19 protein-coding genes are annotated in these 22,508 nt (G+C 56.0%); 11 read left to right on the top strand and 8 right to left on the bottom strand.

Going from position 1 to position 22,508, the window contains the following annotated elements; translation table 11 throughout:
• Positions 1 to 7 precede the first annotated feature (7 nt).
• The 4 genes from fusA (at position 8) to PQU98_RS06130 (ending at position 4,484) form a co-directional block, all read left to right on the top strand.
• A complete protein-coding gene (fusA, locus tag PQU98_RS06145) occupies positions 8 to 2,086 on the top strand; it encodes an elongation factor G (RefSeq protein ID WP_272744027.1) in 2,079 nt (692 codons plus the stop codon).
• Positions 2,087 to 2,202: 116 nt separating this feature from the next.
• Positions 2,203 to 3,393 carry an elongation factor Tu gene (gene tuf / locus PQU98_RS06140; RefSeq protein ID WP_272743211.1) on the top strand — a complete coding sequence of 397 codons (1,191 nt, stop codon included), beginning with the start codon at positions 2,203 to 2,205 and terminating at the stop codon, positions 3,391 to 3,393.
• Positions 3,394 to 3,616: 223 nt separating this feature from the next.
• Entirely contained in the window at positions 3,617 to 3,844 is a 228-nt protein-coding gene (locus PQU98_RS06135; RefSeq protein ID WP_272744026.1) for a putative signal transducing protein, read from the top strand.
• Between the two features lie 16 nt (positions 3,845 to 3,860).
• Positions 3,861 to 4,484 (top strand): glutathione S-transferase family protein, encoded by a 624-nt coding sequence (locus PQU98_RS06130; protein ID WP_272744025.1) that lies wholly within the window; start codon positions 3,861 to 3,863, stop codon positions 4,482 to 4,484.
• Here the strand turns inward: PQU98_RS06130 and PQU98_RS06125 are convergent.
• Positions 4,465 to 5,511 carry a glycosyltransferase gene (locus tag PQU98_RS06125; protein WP_272744024.1) on the bottom strand — a complete coding sequence of 349 codons (1,047 nt, stop codon included), beginning with the start codon at positions 5,509 to 5,511 and terminating at the stop codon, positions 4,465 to 4,467. The two genes, PQU98_RS06130 and PQU98_RS06125, sit on opposite strands and share 20 nt — an antisense overlap.
• A gap of 168 nt (positions 5,512 to 5,679) precedes the next feature.
• Between PQU98_RS06125 and PQU98_RS06120 the strand changes: the two genes are divergently transcribed.
• Positions 5,680 to 6,828 carry a GNAT family N-acetyltransferase gene (locus PQU98_RS06120; protein ID WP_272744023.1) on the top strand — a complete coding sequence of 383 codons (1,149 nt, stop codon included), beginning with the start codon at positions 5,680 to 5,682 and terminating at the stop codon, positions 6,826 to 6,828.
• Positions 6,829 to 6,858: 30 nt separating this feature from the next.
• On the opposite strand, the gene PQU98_RS06115 is transcribed toward PQU98_RS06120, so the two are convergent.
• Positions 6,859 to 8,313 (bottom strand): D-alanyl-D-alanine carboxypeptidase, encoded by a 1,455-nt coding sequence (locus PQU98_RS06115; RefSeq protein ID WP_272744021.1) that lies wholly within the window; start codon positions 8,311 to 8,313, stop codon positions 6,859 to 6,861.
• A 677-nt stretch (positions 8,314 to 8,990) separates the two neighbouring features.
• Here PQU98_RS06115 and PQU98_RS06110 point away from each other — a divergent pair.
• The 3 genes from PQU98_RS06110 to clpA all read left to right on the top strand — a co-directional run bounded on the left by PQU98_RS06110 (position 8,991) and on the right by clpA (position 12,983).
• On the top strand, positions 8,991 to 9,428 hold the full coding sequence (locus PQU98_RS06110; RefSeq protein ID WP_267527155.1) for a phasin family protein: 438 nt from the start codon (positions 8,991 to 8,993) through the stop codon (positions 9,426 to 9,428).
• A 569-nt stretch (positions 9,429 to 9,997) separates the two neighbouring features.
• Positions 9,998 to 10,354: an ATP-dependent Clp protease adapter ClpS gene (clpS, locus tag PQU98_RS06105; RefSeq protein ID WP_272744492.1), complete on the top strand. Its 357-nt coding sequence runs from the start codon at positions 9,998 to 10,000 to the stop codon at positions 10,352 to 10,354.
• A gap of 316 nt (positions 10,355 to 10,670) precedes the next feature.
• Entirely contained in the window at positions 10,671 to 12,983 is a 2,313-nt protein-coding gene (gene clpA, locus PQU98_RS06100) for an ATP-dependent Clp protease ATP-binding subunit ClpA (RefSeq protein WP_272744018.1), read from the top strand.
• Between the two features lie 268 nt (positions 12,984 to 13,251).
• Here clpA and PQU98_RS06095 read toward each other — a convergent pair whose 3' ends face one another.
• Positions 13,252 to 14,238, bottom strand: coding sequence for a DUF2971 domain-containing protein (locus PQU98_RS06095; RefSeq protein ID WP_272744017.1), 987 nt, complete (start codon positions 14,236 to 14,238; stop codon positions 13,252 to 13,254).
• 204 nt (positions 14,239 to 14,442) lie between these two features.
• Between PQU98_RS06095 and PQU98_RS06090 the strand changes: the two genes are divergently transcribed.
• Positions 14,443 to 15,441, top strand: coding sequence for an LLM class flavin-dependent oxidoreductase (locus PQU98_RS06090; protein WP_272744016.1), 999 nt, complete (start codon positions 14,443 to 14,445; stop codon positions 15,439 to 15,441).
• 15 nt (positions 15,442 to 15,456) lie between these two features.
• Here the strand turns inward: PQU98_RS06090 and PQU98_RS06085 are convergent, their stop codons facing one another.
• From PQU98_RS06085 to PQU98_RS06065, 5 genes are all read right to left on the bottom strand, one after another.
• Positions 15,457 to 15,642: a Thivi_2564 family membrane protein gene (locus PQU98_RS06085; RefSeq protein ID WP_272744015.1), complete on the bottom strand. Its 186-nt coding sequence runs from the start codon at positions 15,640 to 15,642 to the stop codon at positions 15,457 to 15,459.
• 95 nt (positions 15,643 to 15,737) lie between these two features.
• Positions 15,738 to 17,486, bottom strand: a complete 1,749-nt coding sequence (locus PQU98_RS06080) for a DUF4153 domain-containing protein (RefSeq protein WP_272744014.1) — start codon at positions 17,484 to 17,486, stop codon at positions 15,738 to 15,740.
• A gap of 94 nt (positions 17,487 to 17,580) precedes the next feature.
• The gene (locus PQU98_RS06075; RefSeq protein ID WP_272744013.1) at positions 17,581 to 19,731 is read right to left on the bottom strand and encodes a putative bifunctional diguanylate cyclase/phosphodiesterase; all 2,151 of its coding nucleotides are present in this window, start codon (positions 19,729 to 19,731) and stop codon (positions 17,581 to 17,583) included.
• A gap of 202 nt (positions 19,732 to 19,933) precedes the next feature.
• On the bottom strand, positions 19,934 to 20,557 hold the full coding sequence (locus tag PQU98_RS06070; RefSeq protein ID WP_272744011.1) for a histidine phosphatase family protein: 624 nt from the start codon (positions 20,555 to 20,557) through the stop codon (positions 19,934 to 19,936).
• 3 nt (positions 20,558 to 20,560) lie between these two features.
• Positions 20,561 to 20,992 (bottom strand): HIT family protein, encoded by a 432-nt coding sequence (locus PQU98_RS06065; protein ID WP_272744009.1) that lies wholly within the window; start codon positions 20,990 to 20,992, stop codon positions 20,561 to 20,563.
• 85 nt (positions 20,993 to 21,077) lie between these two features.
• On the opposite strand from PQU98_RS06065, the gene PQU98_RS06060 reads away from it, so the two are divergent.
• Positions 21,078 to 21,467, top strand: coding sequence for a fluoride efflux transporter FluC (locus PQU98_RS06060; RefSeq protein WP_272744008.1), 390 nt, complete (start codon positions 21,078 to 21,080; stop codon positions 21,465 to 21,467).
• A 1-nt stretch (position 21,468) separates the two neighbouring features.
• Positions 21,469 to 22,476, top strand: coding sequence for an RluA family pseudouridine synthase (locus PQU98_RS06055; protein WP_272744007.1), 1,008 nt, complete (start codon positions 21,469 to 21,471; stop codon positions 22,474 to 22,476).
• Positions 22,477 to 22,508 lie beyond the last annotated feature (32 nt).

Raw genomic sequence — 22,508 nt, 5'->3', positions numbered from 1 at the left:
TACCCCTATGCCCCGCAGTCACAACATTGAGGACTACCGTAACTTTGGTATTATGGCGCACATCGACGCCGGTAAGACCACGACGACGGAACGTATCCTCTATTACACCGGCAAATCCCACAAGATTGGCGAAGTTCACGATGGCGCCGCCACCATGGACTGGATGGAGCAGGAGCAGGAGCGCGGCATCACCATCACGTCCGCCGCGACGACCGCTTTCTGGGAAGGCAAGCGCCTGAACATCATCGACACCCCAGGCCACGTGGACTTCACCATCGAAGTTGAGCGCTCGCTTCGCGTTCTCGACGGTGCTGTCACGGTTCTGGACGGAAACGCCGGCGTTGAGCCGCAAACCGAAACCGTCTGGCGTCAGGCCGACAAGTACAAGGTGCCGCGCATCGTGTACGTCAACAAGATGGACAAGATCGGCGCTGACTTCGACAAGTCCGTGCAGTCGATCCGTGACCGTCTGGGCGCCAAGGCTGTGCCGATCCAGTTCCCGATCGGCTCAGAGTCGAACCTGAGCGGTCTGGTCGACATCGTTCGCATGACCGGCGTGGTCTGGGACAACGATGGTCTGGGCGCTTCCTATAAGGACGTGCCGATCCCGGCCGATCTGGTCGAAAAGGCCAACGAAGCCCGTCAGTATCTGATCGACAATGCCGTTGAACTCGACGACGACGCGATGGAAGCCTATCTGGAAGGCAACGAGCCTGACGAAGCGACCATCAAGAAGTGCATCCGTAAGGCCGTTCTGACCGGCGCCTTCTATCCGATCCTGTGCGGTTCGGCGTTCAAGAACAAGGGCGTTCAGACCCTGCTCGACGCCGTTGTTGATTACCTGCCGTCGCCGGTAGATATTCCGCCGACCAAGGGCATCGACTACAAGACCGAAGAAGAAGTCGTGCGTAAGGCTTCGGACGAAGAGCCTCTGTCGGTTCTGGCGTTCAAGATCATGGACGACCCGTTCGTAGGTAGCTTGACCTTCTGTCGCCTGTACTCAGGTAAGATGGAAGCCGGCATGGGCCTGCTCAACTCGACCCGCGATAAGCGCGAGCGCGTTGGCCGTATGCTGCTCATGCACTCCAACAACCGTGAAGACATCAAGGAAGCCTATGCCGGCGATATCGTCGCTCTGGCTGGCCTCAAGGACACCCGCACCGGCGACACCCTGTGCGATCCGCTGAAGTCCCCGGTCATTCTTGAGCGCATGGAATTCCCGGCACCGGTTATCGAAATCGCTGTTGAGCCGAAGTCCAAGGCCGATCAGGAAAAGCTCGGTGTGGCTCTGGCCAAGCTGGCGTCCGAAGATCCGTCCTTCACCGTTTCGACCGACCACGAGTCGGGCCAGACGATCCTGAAGGGCATGGGCGAACTTCACCTCGACATCAAGATCGACATCTTAAAGCGTACCTATAAGGTTGAAGCCAATATCGGCGCGCCGCAGGTGGCCTACCGCGAATCGATCACCCGCAAGGCTGAAATCGATTACACCCACAAGAAGCAAACCGGTGGTACAGGCCAGTTCGCCCGCATCAAGGTTGTGGTTGAGCCGGGCGAGCCAGGTACGGGCTTCGTGTTCGAATCGGGCATCGTCGGTGGTGCTGTGCCTAAGGAATACATCCCGGGCGTCGTAAAAGGCTTTGAATCCTCCAAGGAAAACGGTCTGCTGGCTGGCTTCCCTGTGATCGACTTCAAGGTCACCCTGATCGACGGCGCCTACCATGACGTCGACTCCTCGGTTCTGGCCTTTGAAATCGCGGCCCGCGCTGCGTTCAAGGAACTTCGTGAGAAGGGCGGGCCTAAGCTGCTCGAGCCGATCATGAAGGTCGAAGTCGTAACGCCTGAAGAATACCTCGGTTCGGTCATCGGCGATCTCAACGGTCGTCGTGGTATGATCCAGGGGCAGGACATGCGCGGTAACGCCATCGTCGTGGACGCCTTCGTACCTCTGGCCAACATGTTCGGTTACGTGAATACCCTGCGTGGTATGTCGCAAGGCCGCGCTCAGTTCTCGATGGTCTATGATCACTACGAGCCCGTGCCGCAGCACGTCGCCGACGAAGTGATCAAGAAGTACGCTTAATATCAAACCGCTTGGCCCGTCGCATTTTGTATGCTACGGGCCAGCAACCCAAAACTCAACTTACAAAGTTCAACCCCTAACCGAGTGAAGGCCCGCCTAATGCGCGGGGATTTGAAATGGCCAAGGAAAAATTCAACCGTACTAAGCCGCACTGCAACATTGGCACGATTGGTCACGTTGACCACGGCAAGACGACGCTGACGGCCGCGATCACGATGACGCTGGCAAAGTCGGGCGGCGCGGTCGCCAAGAACTATGCTGACATCGACGCAGCGCCTGAAGAAAAAGCACGCGGCATCACCATCAACACCGCCCACGTGGAATATGAGACGGCCAACCGTCACTATGCCCACGTTGACTGCCCGGGCCACGCCGACTACGTGAAGAACATGATCACCGGTGCCGCTCAGATGGACGGCGCTATCCTGGTGGTTTCGGCCGCTGACGGCCCGATGCCGCAAACGCGCGAGCACATCCTGCTGGCCCGTCAGGTCGGCGTGCCGGCTCTGGTCGTGTTCATGAACAAGGTCGACCTGGTCGACGACGAAGAACTGCTTGAGCTGGTTGAAATGGAAGTTCGTGAACTTCTGTCGTCCTACCAGTTCCCTGGCGACGATATCCCCATCACCAAGGGTTCGGCTAAGGCTGCAACCGACGGCGTGAACCCGGACATCGGTGAAAACCAGATCCTGGCTCTGATGCAAACGGTTGACGACTACATCCCGCAGCCTGAGCGTCCGATCGACCTGCCGTTCCTGATGCCGGTTGAAGACGTGTTCTCGATCTCGGGCCGTGGTACGGTTGTGACGGGCCGCGTCGAGCGTGGTATCGTGAAGGTCGGTGAAGAAGTCGAAATCGTCGGCATCCGTCCGGTTCAGAAGACGACCTGCACGGGCGTTGAAATGTTCCGCAAGCTGCTCGACCAAGGTCAGGCCGGTGACAACGTCGGCGTTCTGCTGCGCGGTACCAAGCGTGAAGACGTTGAGCGCGGTCAGGTTCTGTGTAAGCCGGGTTCGATCACCCCGCACACCAAGTTCATCGCCGAAGCCTACATCCTGAACAAGGAAGAAGGCGGTCGTCACACGCCGTTCTTCACCAACTACCGTCCGCAGTTCTACTTCCGTACGACGGACGTGACCGGTATCGTGAAGCTGAAAGAAGGCGTGGAAATGATCATGCCGGGCGACAATGCTGAGCTGGACGTTGAGCTGATCACGCCGATCGCCATGGAAGAGAAGCTGCGCTTCGCTATCCGTGAAGGCGGCCGTACCGTCGGCGCCGGCGTCGTTGCGAAAATTATTGCTTAATTTTCGCAACAGTTTTTGGTCATGATGCGACACGTCATTGTCGCATCGGGGCAAAAATCATCGCCTAGGGCAAGCCCCTGGAACCGGAGCTTGGCGCAAGCTGAGATGACGGTGGCTAAATAAAAAAGCCCTCTGAGGAAACTCAGAGGGCTTTTTTGTTTGCGTGGTCACATCTCGGTGAGGCTCAGTAGGCGATCAGGCGGCAATGGGTTAGGTTGCCGGTGTGAAAGAGCTAATCCGCACCAATAATATGGTTCTCATTTCCTATGTGGAGACCCTGCTCAAATCGGCGGGGCTGGCCTATTTCGTGGCGGACCGCAATATCAGTGCGACCGAAGGCTCCATCGGCCTGTTCCCCAAGCGCATACTTGTCGAAGCCGACGGGTTTGACGAAGCGCGCGCTTTGATGCAAGACGCGGGGCTGGGGGACGAACTGCGGCCTCTGAAATAGCTCTGGTGAGGCCTGCATGATTCTGATCGGTCAGTATGACAGCCCGTTTGTACGCCGTGTCGGCATAGCGCTGACGTTGTACGGGATCGCCTTTGAACACCGCCCGTGGTCGAGTTTCGGGGACGCTGAACGCATTGCTGAGTACAACCCTTTACGGCGCGTACCGACTTTGGTGCTTGAGGATGGGGCGGTTCTGATCGACAGCGTCAGCATGATCGATTATCTTGATGAGCGGGCCACGATCCCTCTGATGCCCCGCAGCGGTGAGGATCGTCAAAAGGCGCTTTACATCACAGCGCTGGCGTTAGGGCTTGCCGATAAGGCCGTCAGCCTGTTTTACGAGCAGGCTTTTCATCCGGCGCCATCAGATCTGTGGGTCGATCGCTGTTGCCGGCAAATCAGGGATGCGCTTAAGGTTTTAGAAGCCGAACGGGTGAAACTGACCACGCCTTTCTGGTTCGGCGATGCGCCCGGTCATGCCGATATCGCGGTCGCCTGTATGCTCCGGTTTATCGCCGAAGCCCATGACGGGTTGCTAAATTTCACAGCCTGTCCGGCCCTTTCGGCCCACCATAACACCTGCGAGGCCCTGCCGGTGTTTCAGGCCGTGGCCCAGACCTTCAGTCCGCCGGGACGGTGAAGCCGGGCATGGTTCGCTTTAAAAAGGTCAGTATATGACCGGCGACAGCGTCTTCGCTGACCCTGTTGTGCCAATAGTTATACGAGGCCTGTGAGGCTTTCTGCAGCTTTTCAGGGTCAGTCAAAACTGTGTCCACAATGCCGGGCAAATCGGCCCAGTTGCGGATAACGATGCCCGGATGATCTTTGTAGAACCAGGTGTCAGGCACAGGGTCGCAGACGATGACACATCCGGCTTTGCAGGCTTCAAAAAACCGGTACGTGCCATAACAGGTGCCGCGTGGTACAATGGCGATCCTGGTGTCAGCCAGTGCGGCAACATAGGCGTCATAGAAGTTCAGGCTCTGCTCAAAACCTTCGTTGACACGGGTAATGCCGTGGTGCTGCGATCCGATCCGCGTCATCGCTTTCAGCATCTGCGCTCTGGATAAGACCTTGGGCCACATCAATATGCGGTGCAGAAGCCTCCGGTTTTCGCAAGCATCATTATTACTGCCCATAAAACCATAATCGTGGCGGCGTTGGTCGACCGGCACCACGTTCGGCTCAAATGTCTGGAGCAGTCCCAGAGGAATGGACAGGGTTTTGGGCCTGACATTAATCAGCGCTTTGAACCCTGCCGATGTGAACGCCCGTCCTACAGATTTAAGATGAACGCCATATTTGTGCAGCCATTGCAACAGGCCGGATATCTGCAACAGGCTGGTCGGCCATCCATCGCAATATTCGGGCAAAGGGCCATGACAACGTAGGATCGCCCCTAGTTGATGGAAATAACCCCGGTGTTGATGAAATTCGTCGCCAATGATGACTAAGACCACGTTTGGTCCAGCGGTCGGCAGGCTTTGGGGCGCATGATACGAAATATATACGGTCAGGCCTGATAATTCGCCGCGTCGTTCAAACGCCCTGAAAACATTCAGATAATAATCCCGTCCCCATCCAAAGCTTTCAGGTGCGCGCAGATCAATCTCGCGATTGATATGATCAAGCAGGATATATCGATTTAAGGGGCGGGGTTCGTTCAAGATAAGTCTCTCAAGGCAGGCCTTGAGGCCCGTCTGTGTCACGCTTTGTGCCGCAGTTTGGCTGTGGTGGCAATCCGTGATGACTATCTGTTTACCATGCCACTTAGGCCGGATTTAATCATATTCGCGTAGGGTGGCCGCCAAATCAAAGCGGCGGAAGCACATCCTATGGTCAGACACTCCCGTGTTGACATCATCAAACCTGATCACCTGAGCGCGGAAGATATCAGGCTGTGGCAAGGTTTTATGGCCGAGCGCGATGACCTGATCGGGCCTTATTTCGATGTGCGTTACGTCATGGCCATCGGCCAGAGTGTGCCCAAGGCTTTCGTCGCGCGGCTCTATGCGGGCGACCGGGTGGCAGGTTTCTTTCCGTTTCAGCGCCGTGGGCGGACTATTCAGCCGCTGGGCGCGCCGCTTACCGACTATCACGGTATTATCGGTCGTCGCGATTTGCAGGTCGATTTCAAAGCCTTGTTAAAGTCGCTGGGGGCTCAGCATCTGGTGTTTCAGGGCTGGGTCGGGCCAATGAACCCAAAGGCGCGCACCACCCACCACACCCGCCGCATCGCGGATCTGTCCAAAGGTTATGACGCCTGGTTTGAGACGCAGAAGAGCGAACACCACAAGTTTTTCAAGAATATCGGTCGCTGTATCCGCAACGTCGAAAAGGACTTTGGCGGCTTTGAGTTTTCATGGGAAATGGCGACCTCGGCCATCATCGAATGGATCATCGAGCAGAAACGCCTGCAATATAAGCGCTCAGGCCTGCATGATGTCTTTACCTGCGGCTGGACGCTGACCCTGCTCAAGACGCTGGCAGGCTATCAGGATCAGGGCTTTGGCCTGCGGGTAGGTGTTTTCCGTCATGAGGGCAATCTGGTCGCGGCGGAAATCTGTCTGGTCAAGGGCGATAATCTGCATTTCTGGTTTCCCGCCTATGCCGAAAGCTATGGCCGCTACAGTCCGGGCATTCTGCTGTCGATGCGCATTATGCAGCACGTCGAGGCGCTGGGCGTGAAGCGGGTCGATTTCGGGTGTGGCGGTGAGCAGTATAAACACGTGCTGACGACGCCGGAGACCGCGTGCCTCGAAGGGGTGGTATCGTCTGTGCCCAGTGTCGGTGAGATGATTCTGGATCAACTGGTTGAAGCTCTGCCGGTTATGAAAAGCCGGATCAAAAGTGTGCGCTTGAGCCTGCGCCGTCGGTTCAACATCATTCAGGCCTGCGAAGTGTCGGCGTCGGGTTGGCTTAAGGCTATGGGCGGCACGGCCAGACGTGCTTTGAGCCGCGCGGCCAACGATCAGGCTGCATAAAAAAAGCGCTCCAATTGGAGCGCTTTTTTATCAGGATTTAACAACCATACAGTCGAGGCGCTTCGCTTCGATCGCCTTACAGGCTTTTTGGGCCTGCGCCTTGGTCATCTCCGTAAAGCGGGTGCGATACCAGCCGTTGGAGTTACGGCTGACGTCAGCCACAGCCTCTGCCAGATTGGATTTGAAGCGTTTTTTCAAATCCTTGGTCCAGTCCTGAGCCAGCGATTTTTGCTTGAAGGCACCGACCTGAATGGCCCAGATGGCGTCGGGGTCTTTTTTCTTGGCCTTGGTTGCCGTCTTTTTGGCGGCGGCAGGTTTAGCCTTGGCATCCGAGACAGCTTTGGCGTCTGCCAGTGCCTTTGCGACCGCCGGGGCGTTGGCGGTGGAACTCAGGCGCTGCACGTCCTCAGACATATTGGCCATTTCCGAGCCCTGCAGGGCGTCGCGAAGCTGAGCATCGCTCATCAGTTTGTCGTTGCTGGCTAGGATGGTGTAGGGCTTTGGCCCACCGCCGAAGGACTCGGTAAAGGCGGTTTGGGCAACCAGGATTTCCTCGCCTTTGTTACGGCGGGCAATGACGTCAAAACCGGTATTCAGCAAAGCCGTAACGTGTTCACGGCGCTGGGATTTGTTGTCGCCGCCCAGCATGACGGCGATCAGGCGACGGTTACCCTTGACCTGAGAGGCGACCAGATTATAGCCGGCGGCATTGGTCACGCCCGTCTTCATGCCGTCCACACCGGACATGGCCAGCAGTGGATTGTGATTGTAGTAGGTCTTGCCGCGCCAGGTGTAGTTCTTGATGTGGAAATATTCATAATATTGCGGGTAGTCACGCATGACGGCGCGGGCCAGAATGGCGAAGTCGCGAGCCGAGGACACCTGACGGTTATCGGGCAGGCCCGACGCGTTGACGAAATTGGTCTGGGTCATGCCCAGTTCCTTGGCGCGCATGGTCATCAGGGCCCCAAAGCGGGCTTCGGTGCCACCGATCTTTTCGCCCAAAGCGGCGGCCAGATCGTTGGCTGAATAAAGGGCCACCAGCTTCATGGCGGAATCGACATCAATGGTGTCGCCAGCTTTCAGCCAGACCTTTACCGGCTGCATGGAGGCGGCGTGGGGCGACATGGTGATCAGATCGGTCGGTTTCAGCTCGCCCGTCGAAATGGCTTCGAACGCCATATAAAGGGTCATGATCTTGGTGAGCGAAGCGGGGTAGCGCTGACTATCGGCACGGCTGGCATAAAACACTTCGCCGGACTGGGCATCGACGACAATGGCGGCATAGCGTGCGCTTTGTTCGGATAAGTCCTGAGCCCGTGCACTGGTGGCAAAACCGATCACGATGATCATGCAAATAAGAGTCGCGAGCAGCGCGGATAGCGCTAAGCGCGGGGGCCGTGCCGCAGCAATCACACGGGCTTTTGAGGCCGGTGTGATAGTTTCACGCGACGGGCGCGTCTTGGCAGAGGGGAGGTTACGCAACGGGCCAAGCTCCTTATTTACTAGATTTACGCCACAACCTTGTGCCTTTTTTATAAAAAATCGGGCACTTATAACTCAAGTCCGCATCGGGAGATCGTGTCTGCGATAAGGCGTGTTACGATTCCCGATCAGATCCGAACGCCTGTTAAGCTTAATTCAACAGGCTGGGGCGGATTAGTCAACCTTACGACCTGTAACTATATGGTCACGATAACGCGCAATTGAGCCTAAAATGTAGCCGTGGTGCGCTTAGTCGCTAAAATAAGCTTACTATAAAACGCCGTTATGGCTTACAAACTCTTAACGCGCCGCATCTGGCTTATTCGGCGCGAGTCGCCTAATTAAGTTAGGCCGCGCCCTAGTTTAAGCCGCCTGGTGCCGTAAACGCTTACAATCTAATTTTTACAAACTTTTACCGGTGCATTAAGCCGCGCCTTTGGCTGGTTATAAAGGGGGCTCCCGCAACGGGGGAATCCTGATGAAGGTAACCGGCGGTATTCGCGTACGTAGAATTTTGTGCACTGCACAATAATGTTTGACATCAGTGTGCGCTTGCGTTATAAATACTTTTAATGGTTGTGTTTCTGAGTTACTTTACACTTATGGCGATATTTTTTCGTCAAAAAGACTGAGACTTGACCAAGAGTCCTTTAGCATCAAATAGGGAGATATTTGACATGGATACGGGTACAGAAGCTTTCAAATCAACCGTCGAGCGCGCCTCGGTTGCCGGTAATCAAGCCTTCAAAGACGGCGTTGAGAAGTCGTTGGGCATGCTCAACGAAGTCAACAGCCTGTCCAAGGGCAACATCGAAGCCGTCATCGAGAGCATGACCGCTGCCACCAAGGGTGTTGAAACCGTTGGCGCCCAAACCGCCGCTTTTGCCAAGAAGAACTGGGAAGACGCTGTCGCTGCCGGCAAGAGCCTGTCGACCGCCAAGAGCGTACAGGAAGTGATTGAGCTGCAATCGTCCTGGGCCAAGTCTTCGATCGAAGCCTATGTGTCGGAAATGAACACCATTTCTGAAACCCTGTCGGCCTCGTTCAAGGACACCTTCAAGCCGATCAACGCCCGTATGACGGCGGCTGTTGAGAAGTTCCAGTCTTACAAGTAGTTTCCTAAGTCTTCGGTAATTCGCCGGTCATTGGCCGGTCGCGTATCAGACCGGCACTTAAAATTTAAAGCTGCAATTCGCCAAATTGCTGTAGCCCCGGATGGTCTCAACAACCGTCCGGGGATTTTTTTGTCCTGCGCTCAAGAAGCGGAGCGTTAGCCCGCCCGCCCGCCCGGCATTGGGGTATGCTGCACCTGCGATCAAGTTTAAGTGATCGGACAGAATCCACATATTCAACGGCGACGAAGCACGTTTAGTCTTTGGTTATCTGATGTGGAGGCAAATCTTTTTTGCATACCTTTTGTAAGACTTAGGCGTAAACTGTGATCGTAACAGGGGATAGTATTGGCGATTGCCCCTTAACAGGTTCAAAGTTTGTACTATCTTCATTAGGCTACGTCCCCGACCGGCGTTAAAATCGCTTCGTTCATCCGGCCTTCAGGTCAATGAATGTAGGTTGAGAGAACGCCGTTAGGGTATGGTTAAAACAAAGAGGTTTAGTCTTGTCGGGTAACGGGTTTGATTTCGCGCTTGAGGAGGTTGAGGGCGCTAACATCATGGCACAGTCGATGACGATTGCAGTGACAGCAGCGGGTAAGGGCGGGACGAAGACGCCCGACATTAAGCCTGACCAGGCCCCGTTTGCCGTTGTCGATGCCAAACCCAAGCCGCAGAAGCCGTCGCTGTACCGCGTGCTGATCCTCAATGACGACTACACCCCGATGGAATTCGTGGTCTATGTCCTTGAGCGGTTCTTTAACAAGTCGCGTGAGGACGCCACCCGCGTCATGCTGCATGTCCATCAGACGGGCGTGGGCGTATGCGGGGTCTATACCTACGAAGTGGCGGAAACCAAGGTGGCGCAGGTGGTTGATATGGCCCGCCGTCATCAGCATCCGCTGCAATGTACAATGGAGAAGGACTGATAAAGGCTGATGACGGCAAGACTTAAAATACATGGCGTCATCAGCATCCGCTGCAATGTACGATGGAGAAGGACTGACAAGGCTGATGACAAAACCTAAGCAAGCCATCAGCATCCTCTGCAATGCACTATGGAAAAGGATTAATCCGCTTCCTATGTAATAGACGAAGATACAGTTTTTAGAATTCCGGCCGCGTTTTTGGCAAGCGAACGATCCGAGACCCAAAAGATCTTATGTGTTTCGCGAACTACCGATGGGGCAAGAATAAAGGACTAGAGAGTACAGAGTTTGGATCACAGCTTTAAGGAGGCTGAACATGCCATCATTTTCCAGCGCGCTTGAAGACACTCTTCATCGGGCCGTCGGGCACGCCAATGCTCATCATCATGAGTATGCGACCTTAGAGCACCTCCTCCTCGCCCTCATTGACGATGTGGATTCCGCCGCCGTCATGACCGCGTGTAATGTGGATTTATCAAAACTGCGGGTGGCGCTGAACGCCTATATCGAAACCGACCTCAAATCGCTGGTGGTGCCGCAGTCCGAAGAAGCCAAGCCCACGGCCGGTTTCCAGCGCGTCATTCAGCGCGCGGTTATCCACGTCCAGTCATCCGGTCGGGATGAAGTCACAGGTGCCAATGTGCTGGTGGCCATCTTCTCGGAGCGCGAAAGCCACGCGGCGTTCTTCCTGCAGGAACAGGAAATGACGCGCTATGACGCGGTCAATTTCATCGCCCACGGCATCGCCAAGAAGCCGGGTGCGTCCGAACCGCGTACCGTGCGCAGTGCCTCCGAAGATGGTGCGCCATCGGATGAAAAATCCAAGGGCGAAAAGTCCACTGGCGACGCTTTGGCGGCCTACTGTGTCGACCTGAATGAAAAGTCCCGCCACGGCAAGGTTGATCCGCTGATCGGCCGCCATGCCGAGGTTGAGCGCGCCATTCAGATCCTGTGCCGCCGCACCAAGAACAACCCGCTGCTGGTGGGTGATCCGGGCGTGGGTAAGACGGCCATTGCCGAAGGTCTGGCCAAAAAGATCGTCGACGGCGAAGTGCCCGAAGTTCTGGCTGGGGCCACGATCTATAGCCTCGACATGGGTACGCTTTTGGCCGGTACCCGTTACCGCGGTGACTTTGAAGAACGCGTCAAGCAGGTCGTCAAAGAACTTGAGGCCCATCCGAACGCCGTCCTGTTCATCGACGAAATCCACACCGTCATTGGTGCGGGCGCGACATCAGGCGGAGCGATGGATGCGTCCAACCTGCTGAAACCGGCTTTGGCGTCGGGCGCTCTGCGCTGCATGGGCTCCACGACCTATAAGGAGTACCGTCAGCACTTTGAGAAGGATCGCGCCCTGGTGCGTCGTTTCCAGAAGATCGACGTCAATGAACCGTCGCCGGACGACACCATTAAGATCCTGCGCGGTCTCAAGCCGTACTATGAGACCTTCCATAAGCTGAAATACACCGATGCGGCCATCAAGACCGCGGTCGAGCTGTCGGCGCGTTACATCACCGACCGTAAGCTGCCGGATAAGGCCATTGACGTGATCGACGAAGCCGGAGCCTTGCAGGTCATACTGCCGGAATCCAAGCGCAAGAAGGTCATCGGCCCGAAGGAAATCGAAACGGTCATCGCCAAGATCGCCCGTATTCCGTCAAAGTCGGTCTCGCGGTCTGATACCGAAGCCCTGCGCGATCTGGAAAAGGATCTGCAACGGGTGGTCTTTGGTCAGGACGATGCCATCGAGCAACTGTCGTCAGCCATGAAACTGGCCCGCGCGGGCCTGCGCGATCCGCAAAAGCCGATCGGTTGCTACCTGTTCTCCGGCCCGACCGGTGTGGGAAAAACCGAGGTGGCCAAGCAACTGGCGGCGACGCTGGGGATCGATCTGCTGCGCTTTGACATGTCCGAATATATGGAGCGTCACACCGTGTCGCGCCTGATCGGGGCCCCTCCGGGCTATGTCGGCCATGATCAGGGCGGGTTGCTTACCGATGCCGTCGATCAGCAACCGCATGCGGTTGTCCTGCTCGATGAAATCGAAAAGGCCCACTCGGATATCTACAACATCCTGTTGCAGGTCATGGATCATGGCATGCTGACGGATGCCGTTGGCAAAAAGGTCGATTTCCGCAATGTGATCCTGATCATGACCACAAACGCTGGCGCGTCGGACAATCAGAAGAACTCGATCGGCTTTGGCCGCTCAAAGGTCGAAGGCGAAGACGATGCGGCGATCAAGCGTCTGTTTACGCCGGAATTCCGCAACCGTCTGGATGCCATCGTCACCTTCAAGCAACTGAAGCAGGACGTGATCGCCCAGGTCGTCCAGAAGTTCATTCTCCAGCTTGAGATGCAACTGGCTGACCGCAACATCTCGATCACCCTGACCGACGATGCCGCCAAGTGGCTGTCGGAAAATGGCTACGACGAACTGTACGGCGCGCGGCCTCTGGCGCGGGTCATTCAGGACTACATCAAAAAGCCGCTGGCCGACGAGATACTGTTCGGCAAGCTGGTGCGCGGCGGTCATATCCTTGTCAAACTCACCGACGAGGGCAAGATCGGCTTCGACATCACCCCGGCCAAGGACAAGAACGCGTCCCGCGCCGAAACCGTCGATTGATATGAGTAAGGTGGGCAGGGGCTCAGCCCCTGCACCCGTTACGGGGCGCAGATGGCTCTGTCCGCACTAAACATAAAAGCCGCCGGAACCCTCCGGCGGCTTTTTCTATTTTCTCCTCCCTATCGTGTGAGCGATGGGGAGGTGGCTGTGAGCGCAGCGAACAGACGGAGGGGGCGAGCGGACAAAGGCCGTGAGGTGTGGTGGGGGCATTCCTCCTCCCTACAAAGTGGGGAGGTGGCGCGACGAAGTCCGCGACGGAGGGGTCACTCTATACGTGAACGCCTACAAACGGAATGTCGGACATAGTGACCTCGATATCCGTATGTCTCAGGATCGCTTTGAGTGATGCTGCCCGCAAGTGTTTGTCTTTATGAGGGCCAACGATGATGCGTTTAATTGGCACAGTAATATTGTCGCGCGACAACTCCTCTAACTTTAAGGTTTCTCCCCGTTCAAAAAGGGAGATGTACGGTGTTTTCAATGTACCCCCACGGTAACGAATTGCATGGGGAGCCTTGTCTTTAGTGGTGTTTTTTACATCAACGAAGATACGCACCTCGTTTTCCTCTTTAAAGGCATGATGTTTATATCTACCAGAAAAGGATATGAAATCACTGTAGGCTGAGGGTGGTATTGTAGCCGCGCGTCTCTCGATTATTGAACGAAATGTTTCAATCGCTGTGTAAATTAGGGATTCAGTTTTGGGTTGCAGTTCTAAGCGAAATTTTTCCTCATCATCACTATAAATTGTATCGGCTAAATACCCTGTGCAATCATAAGCCTCAGACTCTTCTTTGAATAAATTTTCGATTTCTTTTGAGTTAAATTCAATCGAATAACCACCATCAATACCATAGGCGCGCCACTGGCTAAGTTGACCATTTTGAGCCACGTACTGATCCAAATGGGCTGAAAACGAGGTTATGAAAATATTGTCGCCCGTGGCCTTATACATGCTTTCAGCAATGGTCACTGGCTCATTGATAAAGTTATGTAAGCCCCCTTTAGCCTGAATGTAGCCTTTGAACATATCGTTTATGGATATTTGCTCAATAATCGCACGCTCGTAATGAGGTTTGATCTCATGAACCAGCCTTTCCGCGGCAAGCTTGAACTCAGTGCTATCGTTGAGAAATTGATAGTTTGTCGCCCAAAGTGACTGGCTTTGGAGTATGCCGATCAATCCGCTGTAGGTCGTGTAATGGAACAGACTTGGGTACACATCAGATACTGTTTTTTCTACATTTTCGGTCATTCAAGTCTGGCCCCACTAGAATCTCTATGTGATTATTAACATATCGGACTGTGTTTTCGTCGATGTTCAATTTCGGGTGCAGGGGCTGTGCCCCTGCGACTTTAATTACGCCTAAACCTTCAAATCGTAACCGAAACTCCTACATAAGGCATCTGTACATGTGCCGCTTACCCGATGTGAGCTGGCTCACATCGGAGGTAATTTATGATCCCGTTTTCCATTCTTGATTTGTCGCAGATCGGTGAGGGCGGGACGGTGCGTGAGGCGCTGAATAATTCGGCCCTGATGGCGAAAGCTGCCGAAGCACTGGGATATACGCGCTATTGGCTGGCGGAGCATCACGGCATGCCGGGGATCGCCTCGGCGGCGACCTCGATCGTGATTGCCCATGTGGGGCAGGCGACGAAAACTATCCGCATAGGTTCCGGTGGGATCATGCTACCCAACCATTCGCCGCTGGTGATCGCTGAGCAGTTCGGCACGCTGGAAGCGCTTTATCCGGGCCGGGTTGATCTGGGGCTGGGGCGCGCACCGGGCACCGATATGAAGACCGCGCGGGCTTTGCGCCGAAACCTTGATAACGGTGTCGATAGCTTCCCCAATGATGTGCTGGAGCTTCAGGCCTATCTGGGGGAAGGTGATGACGCCGCCAGCCGTCCGGTCATCGCGGTGCCGGGGATGAATAGTAATGTGCCGATCTGGCTTTTGGGATCAAGCCTTTACAGTGCGCAACTGGCCGCCATGCTGGGCTTACCTTATGCGTTCGCGTCACATTTTGCACCGGAGCATCTGTTTCAGGCGCTTCATATCTACCGCAGCCAGTTCAAACCGTCGGCGGTTCTGGACAAACCCTATGCGATGGTCGGCGTTATGGGCGTGGCGGCGGATACGGATGAAGAGGCGAAGTATCTTTATACCTCGATGCAGCAGTCGTTCGCCAATCTGCGCCGTAATGACCGCAAACCTTTCCCCAAGCCTAACCGCGGCTTACAGTTGAGCCCTGATGAGGCGGCGATGGTTGATCATATGCTGAAATATGCGGTGGTCGGGTCGCTTGAGACCATAACGGCCAAACTGCGGGCCTTTCTGGCGCAGACCGAAGCCGATGAGCTGATTATCTCTATGCCTATCCACGACATAAAGGCCCGCCTGCGTTCAGTCGAACTGTTTGCGCAAACGGGCCTTATGGAAGCGTCGAATTAGGTTCAGGCGCAGCGCTTATACGGTAATGCCGGACAGGCTGCTGAACAGGCCAAAGACCTGAAGCAGCCACAGCACAACACCGATAACGACCACGGCATTGAGGATGTTTTTGATCTTGCCATCCATCGGGATATAGGTGTTGACCAGCCACAGCAGGACGCCGACCACAATCAGCACGACAACAAGGTTAATCAGGGGCATAGACATATTCCTTACGGTTCATGGGTAACCATGAGCCTATGCCCCGGGGCCTCAGGTTTAAATTGCGGCTAACCCTTCGAAAAATAAAGAAATGGCTATTGCGGGGTGTCTATCGAAAGGCGCTTATCGTCGACCATAAGATCATCCCATTGAGGCTCAGTCGCCCGTGCTTCGCCTTTGAGGAAGGCCGCTTTCTGCGCGTCGGTGAGCGTAAAATCCGCTGTCTGCTGCTGCCATTTGCCGACGCCGTGGATATAGATCCGCAGGGCGTTGTCATCCAGAATAACGATTTCCGGCACGTTGTCGCGGTTAAGATCAATCAGCGATACCTGACACAGTTTCGAGGCCGTTTTCATGCACTGGGGCGTGTCATATCCCTCAAGGTTGAAATCCTGCGCCATAAAGGTTTCTGGCATCACGCCATCGGCAGGCGCGATGATTTTGAACTGCCCCGCCGACGGTTTTACGGATGTGGAGGGCGGCGTGAGCTGATAGCGTTCTTTCATGGTCTTAGCCTCGGTCGCCTTTTTACGAATGGTGTCGGTGGTGCCGCTCGCTTCAAGTATATCAAGGGCGCGGGTGCCGTAAATACCGGTTTCAAACCGCAGCAGGTTCCAGTCGAACTGATCCGGTGCCACCTTGCCCGATTGTAGGCGGGCAACCTGATCGCCCACGCTCAGGCGGGCAGGCGTGGCGATCGGCGTCAGTACGCATATAAAAATCACGCACTTGGCGATGGCAAAGGCGATATTGAGCGGCTCAATCAGGCGCAGCCACCGGCCCGGCATGACGGCAGCCACGGCGTAACCGATCCCGTACAGCAGGGCCACGATGACGCCTGTCAGCGCCATGATCCGCGCCGGCGTCAGGCCGTACTGGCCGATCCGCAAACTGAGCGCATAGGCGGCCAGTACTGAGAAAATCAGGATCAGGCCACAACCGATCCGGGCGGCAATTTTGAGTGCGACGTTCACCGGACGCTCTTCGTCGCCCTGCTGATAGGCGGCGTTGATCAGCAGTACCAGCCCCAAACACGCCCCTAGTAGGGTCGCCGTCGCCGCCTTGGTCTTCCACAACGGCTCAAGGCCGCTGAAACACAGGCTGACCGTAAAGATCAGCCCCACCAGCACGATCACCGGCAGCAGCCACGACAGCACGCCAAGTATCAACGCACGGACATTGGCCAGAAGCTTGGTCTGCACATCCGATAGGTGCACCGATACTCCCAACGCCAGACCGGTGATGGGGAAGCTGAAATATTCCTGCTCCAGCAGCTTTTTGAACCAGTCAAACCCGATGAAACCGAGCAGAGACGCCCCCAGCCATAAAATCCCCCACAGCAACAGGGTGAACAGGATGCACAGGCATAGCTGCACCCCGCGCTTCCACGCTTCGTCGAAATAAAGGCTGTAGGGGGCGATCGCTTTGCGGGCCTGATCTGCGCTGGAGATCAGTTCGTGGCTGATGAACAGTAGCGGATACAGCAGAAACGTCGCTGTGCCCCAGAACGGTGAGAAATAAGGCGTCGGGTTTTGTTGATATTGCGTCCAGGCGATGACGGCGATCAACGCCATGCTGATCAGGCCCCAGATCGCAAGCGTCCCTCGCCGCATGGCCGCCGCCCCGGCCCAGTAAATAAAGGCGCTCAATGCCACGGTCAGAAAGGCGATCTGGTGCCAGATATAGGTTTGGGTGATCTTTGCCGGATCAATCGGATATTCGGGCCGATGGGCGTCCGTGTAGGTTTGGAGATAGGCCAGAACCAGTCCGAACAGTACCCCGATGACGGCGCGGAATATCAGCGCGTGCCGTTCTGAAAACGGTTGTTTTGCGGCATCCAGCATAGCGTCCCCCCGTGACATTTTGCCGGACTATAGCGCGGAAGGAGCGGTGGCGGAAGGTGGCTGCGAATGAAATGAGCAGACGGAGGGGTATTCTTTACGCTGCCACCGTCTTTGTCACTGTCATGACCTCTGGGCAATAGGCCTCGATCCCCGGTGCCGGGCGGCCGATCAGGTAGCCCTGCGCTTCGTGGCAGCCCAGCTCTTTCAGGGCGTCCATCTGGGCCTGAGTTTCAACCCCTTCGGCGGTGATGCGTACGCCCAAAGACTGGGCCATGTCCGTGATGGCGCGGATGATCGACAGGGCATCGCGGTCGTGAGGCAGGTCGCGCACGAACGACTGATCTATCTTGATCTTGTCGAACGGGAAGGCGCGCAGATAGCTGAGCGACGAATAGCCGGTGCCAAAATCATCCATCGCAATACGCACGCCCATATCGCGGATTTGCGTGAGGATGCTCAGGTTCTGCTTTTCGTTTTCCAGCAGCACGCTTTCGGTGATTTCAAGCTCAAGACGGCTGGCGGGCAGGCCAGCGGCCTTCAGCGCCTTTTTGACCAGCACGGGCAGGGACTTATGGCGGAACTGGAGCGGTGAGATATTGACAGCAATGCGCCACGGCTGCGACCATGTTGCGGCGGCATTACAAGCAGTTTTCAGCACCCATTCACCCAGAGGCCCGATCAGGCCCGACTCTTCGGCGACGGGGATAAACTCGGCCGGTGAGACCATGCCACGCACCGGATGGTGCCAGCGCAGCAAGGCTTCAAACGACGTAATTTCTTGGGTGTCGAGATTGAGCAGGGGCTGGAAATAAAGCTGGAACTGGTTGTCGGCCAGCGCGCGCTTTAAATCCTGCTCCATCTCAAGCCGGCGCTGCAACTGCTCATCCATTTCCGGCTTGAAAAAGCACCAGCCGTTGCGACCTTCGGCCTTGACGCGGTACATGGCCAGGTCTGCCCGCGACAGCAGGTTGTGGGGATCAAGCCCGTCCTGAGGGGCGATGACGATGCCGATCGAGATGCCGATCTGGAAACGCATGTCCCCCACCTTGAACGGTGCCTTCATGGCCTCAACAATGCGTCCGGCCAGATGCTGGGCGTCATCAGGGCGGGTGATATCCTGAATAACGGCAAATTCATCCCCACCCATGCGTGCGATCAGATCACCCTTGCGCACACACGCTCGCAACCGTTCGGCAACCTGAATCAGTAATTGATCCCCCATCAGGTGGCCGTAGGAATCGTTGACCGCCTTAAAGCGATCGAGATCAAGACACATTAGCGCGAACGACCGGCCCGATCTTTGGGCGCGGCTTAAGGATTTTTCCAGATCCGTGGCAAACAAAGCCCGGTTGGCCAGCCCCGTGAGCGGATCATAGTGAGCCAGTTGCGCAATACGGGCCTCAGCCTCTTTTTGTTCGGTCAGATCCATGCCGAGCGTGATGATGCTGTCGGCGGTACCGTCATCGCTGCGCAGAACCGTTTTTTTGAGTTGCAGAACGCGCTTACGCTGCTGGGCGTCGGTAAAGATTTCATCGTCCATGACGACCGCCTCCGAGCCCTCAAGCGCCTTACGGTCGCTGGCCAGAATGCGGGCGGTGACATCGGCAGGGAACAATTCCTGACTGGTCTTGCCAACCACATCAGACGCCCTGACGTTAAACAATCGCTCGCCGGCGTGGTTGATCAGGCGTATGCGCTGGTCATCGGCGTTTTTGACCAGCACCATCGCCGGGATATTGTTGATGACGGTGTTGAGGAACACCTGACTGCGCTGGGCTTCGGCGCTCAGGCGCAACAGATCCTGGGTCATAACCTGTTGAAGGTCAAAGGCATTTTGCAGATCGGCACTAATGGCCTTAAGCACGGAAAGGCCGGTGCCGACACCCACATATTTGCCCTCATGCGTGGCGATAAAGCCGCGCATCAGTTCTGACGGGCGCTCGGCCAGAGTTGCACGGGTAAAATCGCGCAAAGGGGTACCTATATCGACCCTAAGCGGGTCGGCATCCATCATGGCCGTAACCGGCTTGCGGCTGAACAGGGCGCGGCCAAATTCCGCGGCCATCCTCAGATTGAAGGTGTGACGTTCAATGAGGCCTAAAACCGTACCATCGGTGTCAGCAACCGCCACCACCATCAGATCGGGCGTATCGCGGAACAGGTCGTATATCACCGCGTTGGGACAATCGGGCGCAATCGGCGCGATCTGATCGGTAATATCGGAGATAAAGAGAGCTTTTTGCATCTCGTAACGCCCTGGCATGTGCAATGATACCTTACGCAACAATCTTACTGTTGCAGTGCACACTAAACGATACGAGTGAATCTCTGTTTAATTTTGCAAAAAATAATGTTATTTTTCAGATATATGCAGTGTTCTGATGAATATTTTCATATTTAAATAAATTTTTCGCGCCCGTTTTGTGATGGGTTCGGAAGATTTTGTGTCAGAAGCGGCCCATGCTGGTCTGAAGGTTTTGATGTTGCGACAGAGGCGTGTTACCGGGGTCAAGCGGCGACATATGCCAGCCATCACCCACCGGCTCAAAGCGCACCGGTGAGGCATTGGGGCTGGTGTGCATCTCACCCAGATAAAGCTTGCTGACCACACGGAACGGAATGCCGTGAAAGACAAACAGGCTGACCGCGTTGTTCTTGCGGTGATCAATTAGTGACGACGACACGCGCTTGAATACCGCACTCAACGGTTCGGCATCAAGCGGGTAGTGGCGGCCATCCAGATCAGCCTCAGGGTTCATGATAGCGCCCATGTCACGGCGCAAGACCTCGACTTCGGGCAGGGTCAGGCCCTCAAAGGCGCCGAAATTACGCTCGATCAGACGCGGATCAGTCTCGACCTCCAATCCGACAGCATGGCCGACGATCTCCGCCGTCTCACGCGCCCGCGACAGGGGGGAGGCGACAATCTTGGTCAGGCCTTGCCCGGTCAGCAACTGCGCGGCGACTCTGGCCTGCTCACGGCCAATCTCATTGAGCGCGATGTCGGTTGAGCCTTGCAGCCGGAGCGCGGCATTCCAGTCGGTCTGGCCGTGGCGGAGAACATAGAACATGGGCTATAGCTTGGCTTTGATGCGGGACGCGAGGTCTTTGAGTTCGTTGAGATCGGCCATCTGACCGGACGCATGGGCGCGCGGGGCGGCGTCATCCCAGGCGGGGATAATATGGAAATGGATATGAAACACGGTCTGGCCCGCCGCTTCGCCATTGAACTGAGCAATGCGAATACCATCGGGTTCCAGCACTGACCTGACCGCACGGCCAATTTTTTGGGTATGGGCTATGAGGTTTTGTAAGTCCTCGCAGCGGATATCAAACAGGTTACGGGCAGACACCTTGGGGATCACCAGCGTATGGCCTTTGGCCTGCGGAAACGCATCCATAAAGCTCAAAATGCGTGCGTCCTCATAGACCTTGGCGCAGGGGATATCGCCGCTTAGGATCTTGGCGAAGATGTTTTTCGGGTCGTAATCACCGTAAAGGCTCATGAAATCGGCTCGTCCATAGCGCAATGAGTTATATAATCTCTCTAAAGGACTATGCCTTGCCCGCCAAGACAGGTAATGAGAGCGCATGTTAAATTGGGTGCTTATTGCTGTGGGCGGCGCAATCGGATCGCTGGGGCGGTATGGCCTGACGCGCCTAAGTGCGGTTTATCTGCCAATGGGCGGCTGGCCCTTTGCGACCTTTGCCGCCAATGTTCTGGGCGGGTTGCTGATGGGTATGCTGATGGCGGTGGTCATGCGCTCACCGGCCCCGCTTGAACTTGAGCGCCTGCGGCTGTTTGTGGGCGTAGGTATTTTAGGCGGGTTTACCACCTTTTCGACCTTTTCGCTGGAGGTCGTGCAGATGCTGGAGCGGCGCGACTATGTTCTTGCCAGCAGCTATGCGTTATTATCAGTTTTACTGGCGGTGGGGGCCGTCATTGTTGGTCTTTATCTGACCCGAAAGTTTGTGTTTTAAGATGTCGAACGAAGTCAAAACCCTTTATGTTACCGACGGCGAAGACGGCGTGCGCGTCGATAAGTTTTTCAAGCGCCGCTGGCCGCACATCAACCACATCCAGCTCAATAAGCTGCTGCGGTCAGGTCAGGTGCGCGTCGATGGCGGCCGGGTCAAGGCCGATACCCGGCTGAGCACCGGATCGACCGTGCGTGTGCCGCCACTGCCGGCGGCTCCCTCTGAGGATCAGCAAAAGCGCGAACGGGCGACCTTAAGCCCCCATGAGATTAAGTACGCCAAGTCGTTAGTGCTCTATGAGGACGAAGACGTCATCGCCATCAACAAGCCCGCGGGACTGGCGGTTCAGGGTGGCACCAAGACCAAGAACCACATCGACCGGCTGCTGTCGGCGTGGGGCGAGGGGCTGGAGCGCCCGCGTCTGGTGCACCGGCTCGACCGCGATACGTCGGGGGTTCTGTTGCTGGGCAAGACCCCCAATGCCGCCGCCCGTCTGGCCGGGGCCTTTGCGCGGCGCAAAGCCCATAAGACCTATTGGGCGCTGGTGGCGGGTAATCCTAAGCCTGAAGAGGGCTATATCGATACGCCTTTGATTAAAAAGGGCTTTCATGATCGCGAAATCGTTATGCCTGCCGACATCAAGGAACAGGGCGCCGAAGCGGCCGAGACCGAATATGTCACCATCTCCCGCGCTGGTCCGCGCGTATCGTGGATGGCGTTGCGCCCTCATACCGGCCGCACCCATCAGCTTCGGGCCCACATGAAGGCGATTGGTCATTCGATCCTGGGCGATCCGAAATATGCTGATGAAAAATCAGGCGAACTCAGTGTCGGCTTAGGTCTGCAACTGCATCACCGCCGGATTGAACTGCCGCACCCGACTCACGGAACGCTGATTGTTGAGGCGCCGCTCGATCCGGTGATTGAGGCGGGTTTTGCGCGCTTTGGGTTTACGCCCGATGAAGCCGAAACCGACCCGTTCGCCAAGTCAGGCAAGAAGCGGTCGCGGTAAGGCATAAGGCGTAGTATTACCGCTGTAATTTG

It is taken from the genome of Asticcacaulis machinosus (assembly GCF_028550435.1).
In the GTDB taxonomy this organism is placed as follows: Bacteria; Pseudomonadota; Alphaproteobacteria; order Caulobacterales; family Caulobacteraceae; genus Asticcacaulis; species Asticcacaulis machinosus.
This window is presented reverse-complemented; position numbering and strand designations above follow the sequence as displayed.

Bases quoted from the DNA above. Each gene is read 5' to 3' on its own strand.
- fusA (WP_272744027.1), top strand. From the start codon at position 8: ATGCCCCGCAGTCACAACATTGAGGACTACCGTAACTTTGGTATTATG.
- tuf (WP_272743211.1), top strand. From the start codon at position 2,203: ATGGCCAAGGAAAAATTCAACCGTACTAAGCCGCACTGCAACATTGGC.
- PQU98_RS06130 (WP_272744025.1), top strand. From the start codon at position 3,861: ATGATTCTGATCGGTCAGTATGACAGCCCGTTTGTACGCCGTGTCGGC.
- PQU98_RS06120 (WP_272744023.1), top strand. From the start codon at position 5,680: ATGGTCAGACACTCCCGTGTTGACATCATCAAACCTGATCACCTGAGC.
- PQU98_RS06110 (WP_267527155.1), top strand. From the start codon at position 8,991: ATGGATACGGGTACAGAAGCTTTCAAATCAACCGTCGAGCGCGCCTCG.
- clpS (WP_272744492.1), top strand. From the start codon at position 9,998: ATGACGATTGCAGTGACAGCAGCGGGTAAGGGCGGGACGAAGACGCCC.
- clpA (WP_272744018.1), top strand. From the start codon at position 10,671: ATGCCATCATTTTCCAGCGCGCTTGAAGACACTCTTCATCGGGCCGTC.
- PQU98_RS06095 (WP_272744017.1), bottom strand. From the start codon at position 14,238: ATGACCGAAAATGTAGAAAAAACAGTATCTGATGTGTACCCAAGTCTG.
- PQU98_RS06090 (WP_272744016.1), top strand. From the start codon at position 14,443: ATGATCCCGTTTTCCATTCTTGATTTGTCGCAGATCGGTGAGGGCGGG.
- PQU98_RS06085 (WP_272744015.1), bottom strand. From the start codon at position 15,642: ATGCCCCTGATTAACCTTGTTGTCGTGCTGATTGTGGTCGGCGTCCTG.
- PQU98_RS06080 (WP_272744014.1), bottom strand. From the start codon at position 17,486: ATGCTGGATGCCGCAAAACAACCGTTTTCAGAACGGCACGCGCTGATA.
- PQU98_RS06075 (WP_272744013.1), bottom strand. From the start codon at position 19,731: ATGCAAAAAGCTCTCTTTATCTCCGATATTACCGATCAGATCGCGCCG.
- PQU98_RS06070 (WP_272744011.1), bottom strand. From the start codon at position 20,557: ATGTTCTATGTTCTCCGCCACGGCCAGACCGACTGGAATGCCGCGCTC.
- PQU98_RS06065 (WP_272744009.1), bottom strand. From the start codon at position 20,992: ATGAGCCTTTACGGTGATTACGACCCGAAAAACATCTTCGCCAAGATC.
- PQU98_RS06060 (WP_272744008.1), top strand. From the start codon at position 21,078: ATGTTAAATTGGGTGCTTATTGCTGTGGGCGGCGCAATCGGATCGCTG.
- PQU98_RS06055 (WP_272744007.1), top strand. From the start codon at position 21,469: ATGTCGAACGAAGTCAAAACCCTTTATGTTACCGACGGCGAAGACGGC.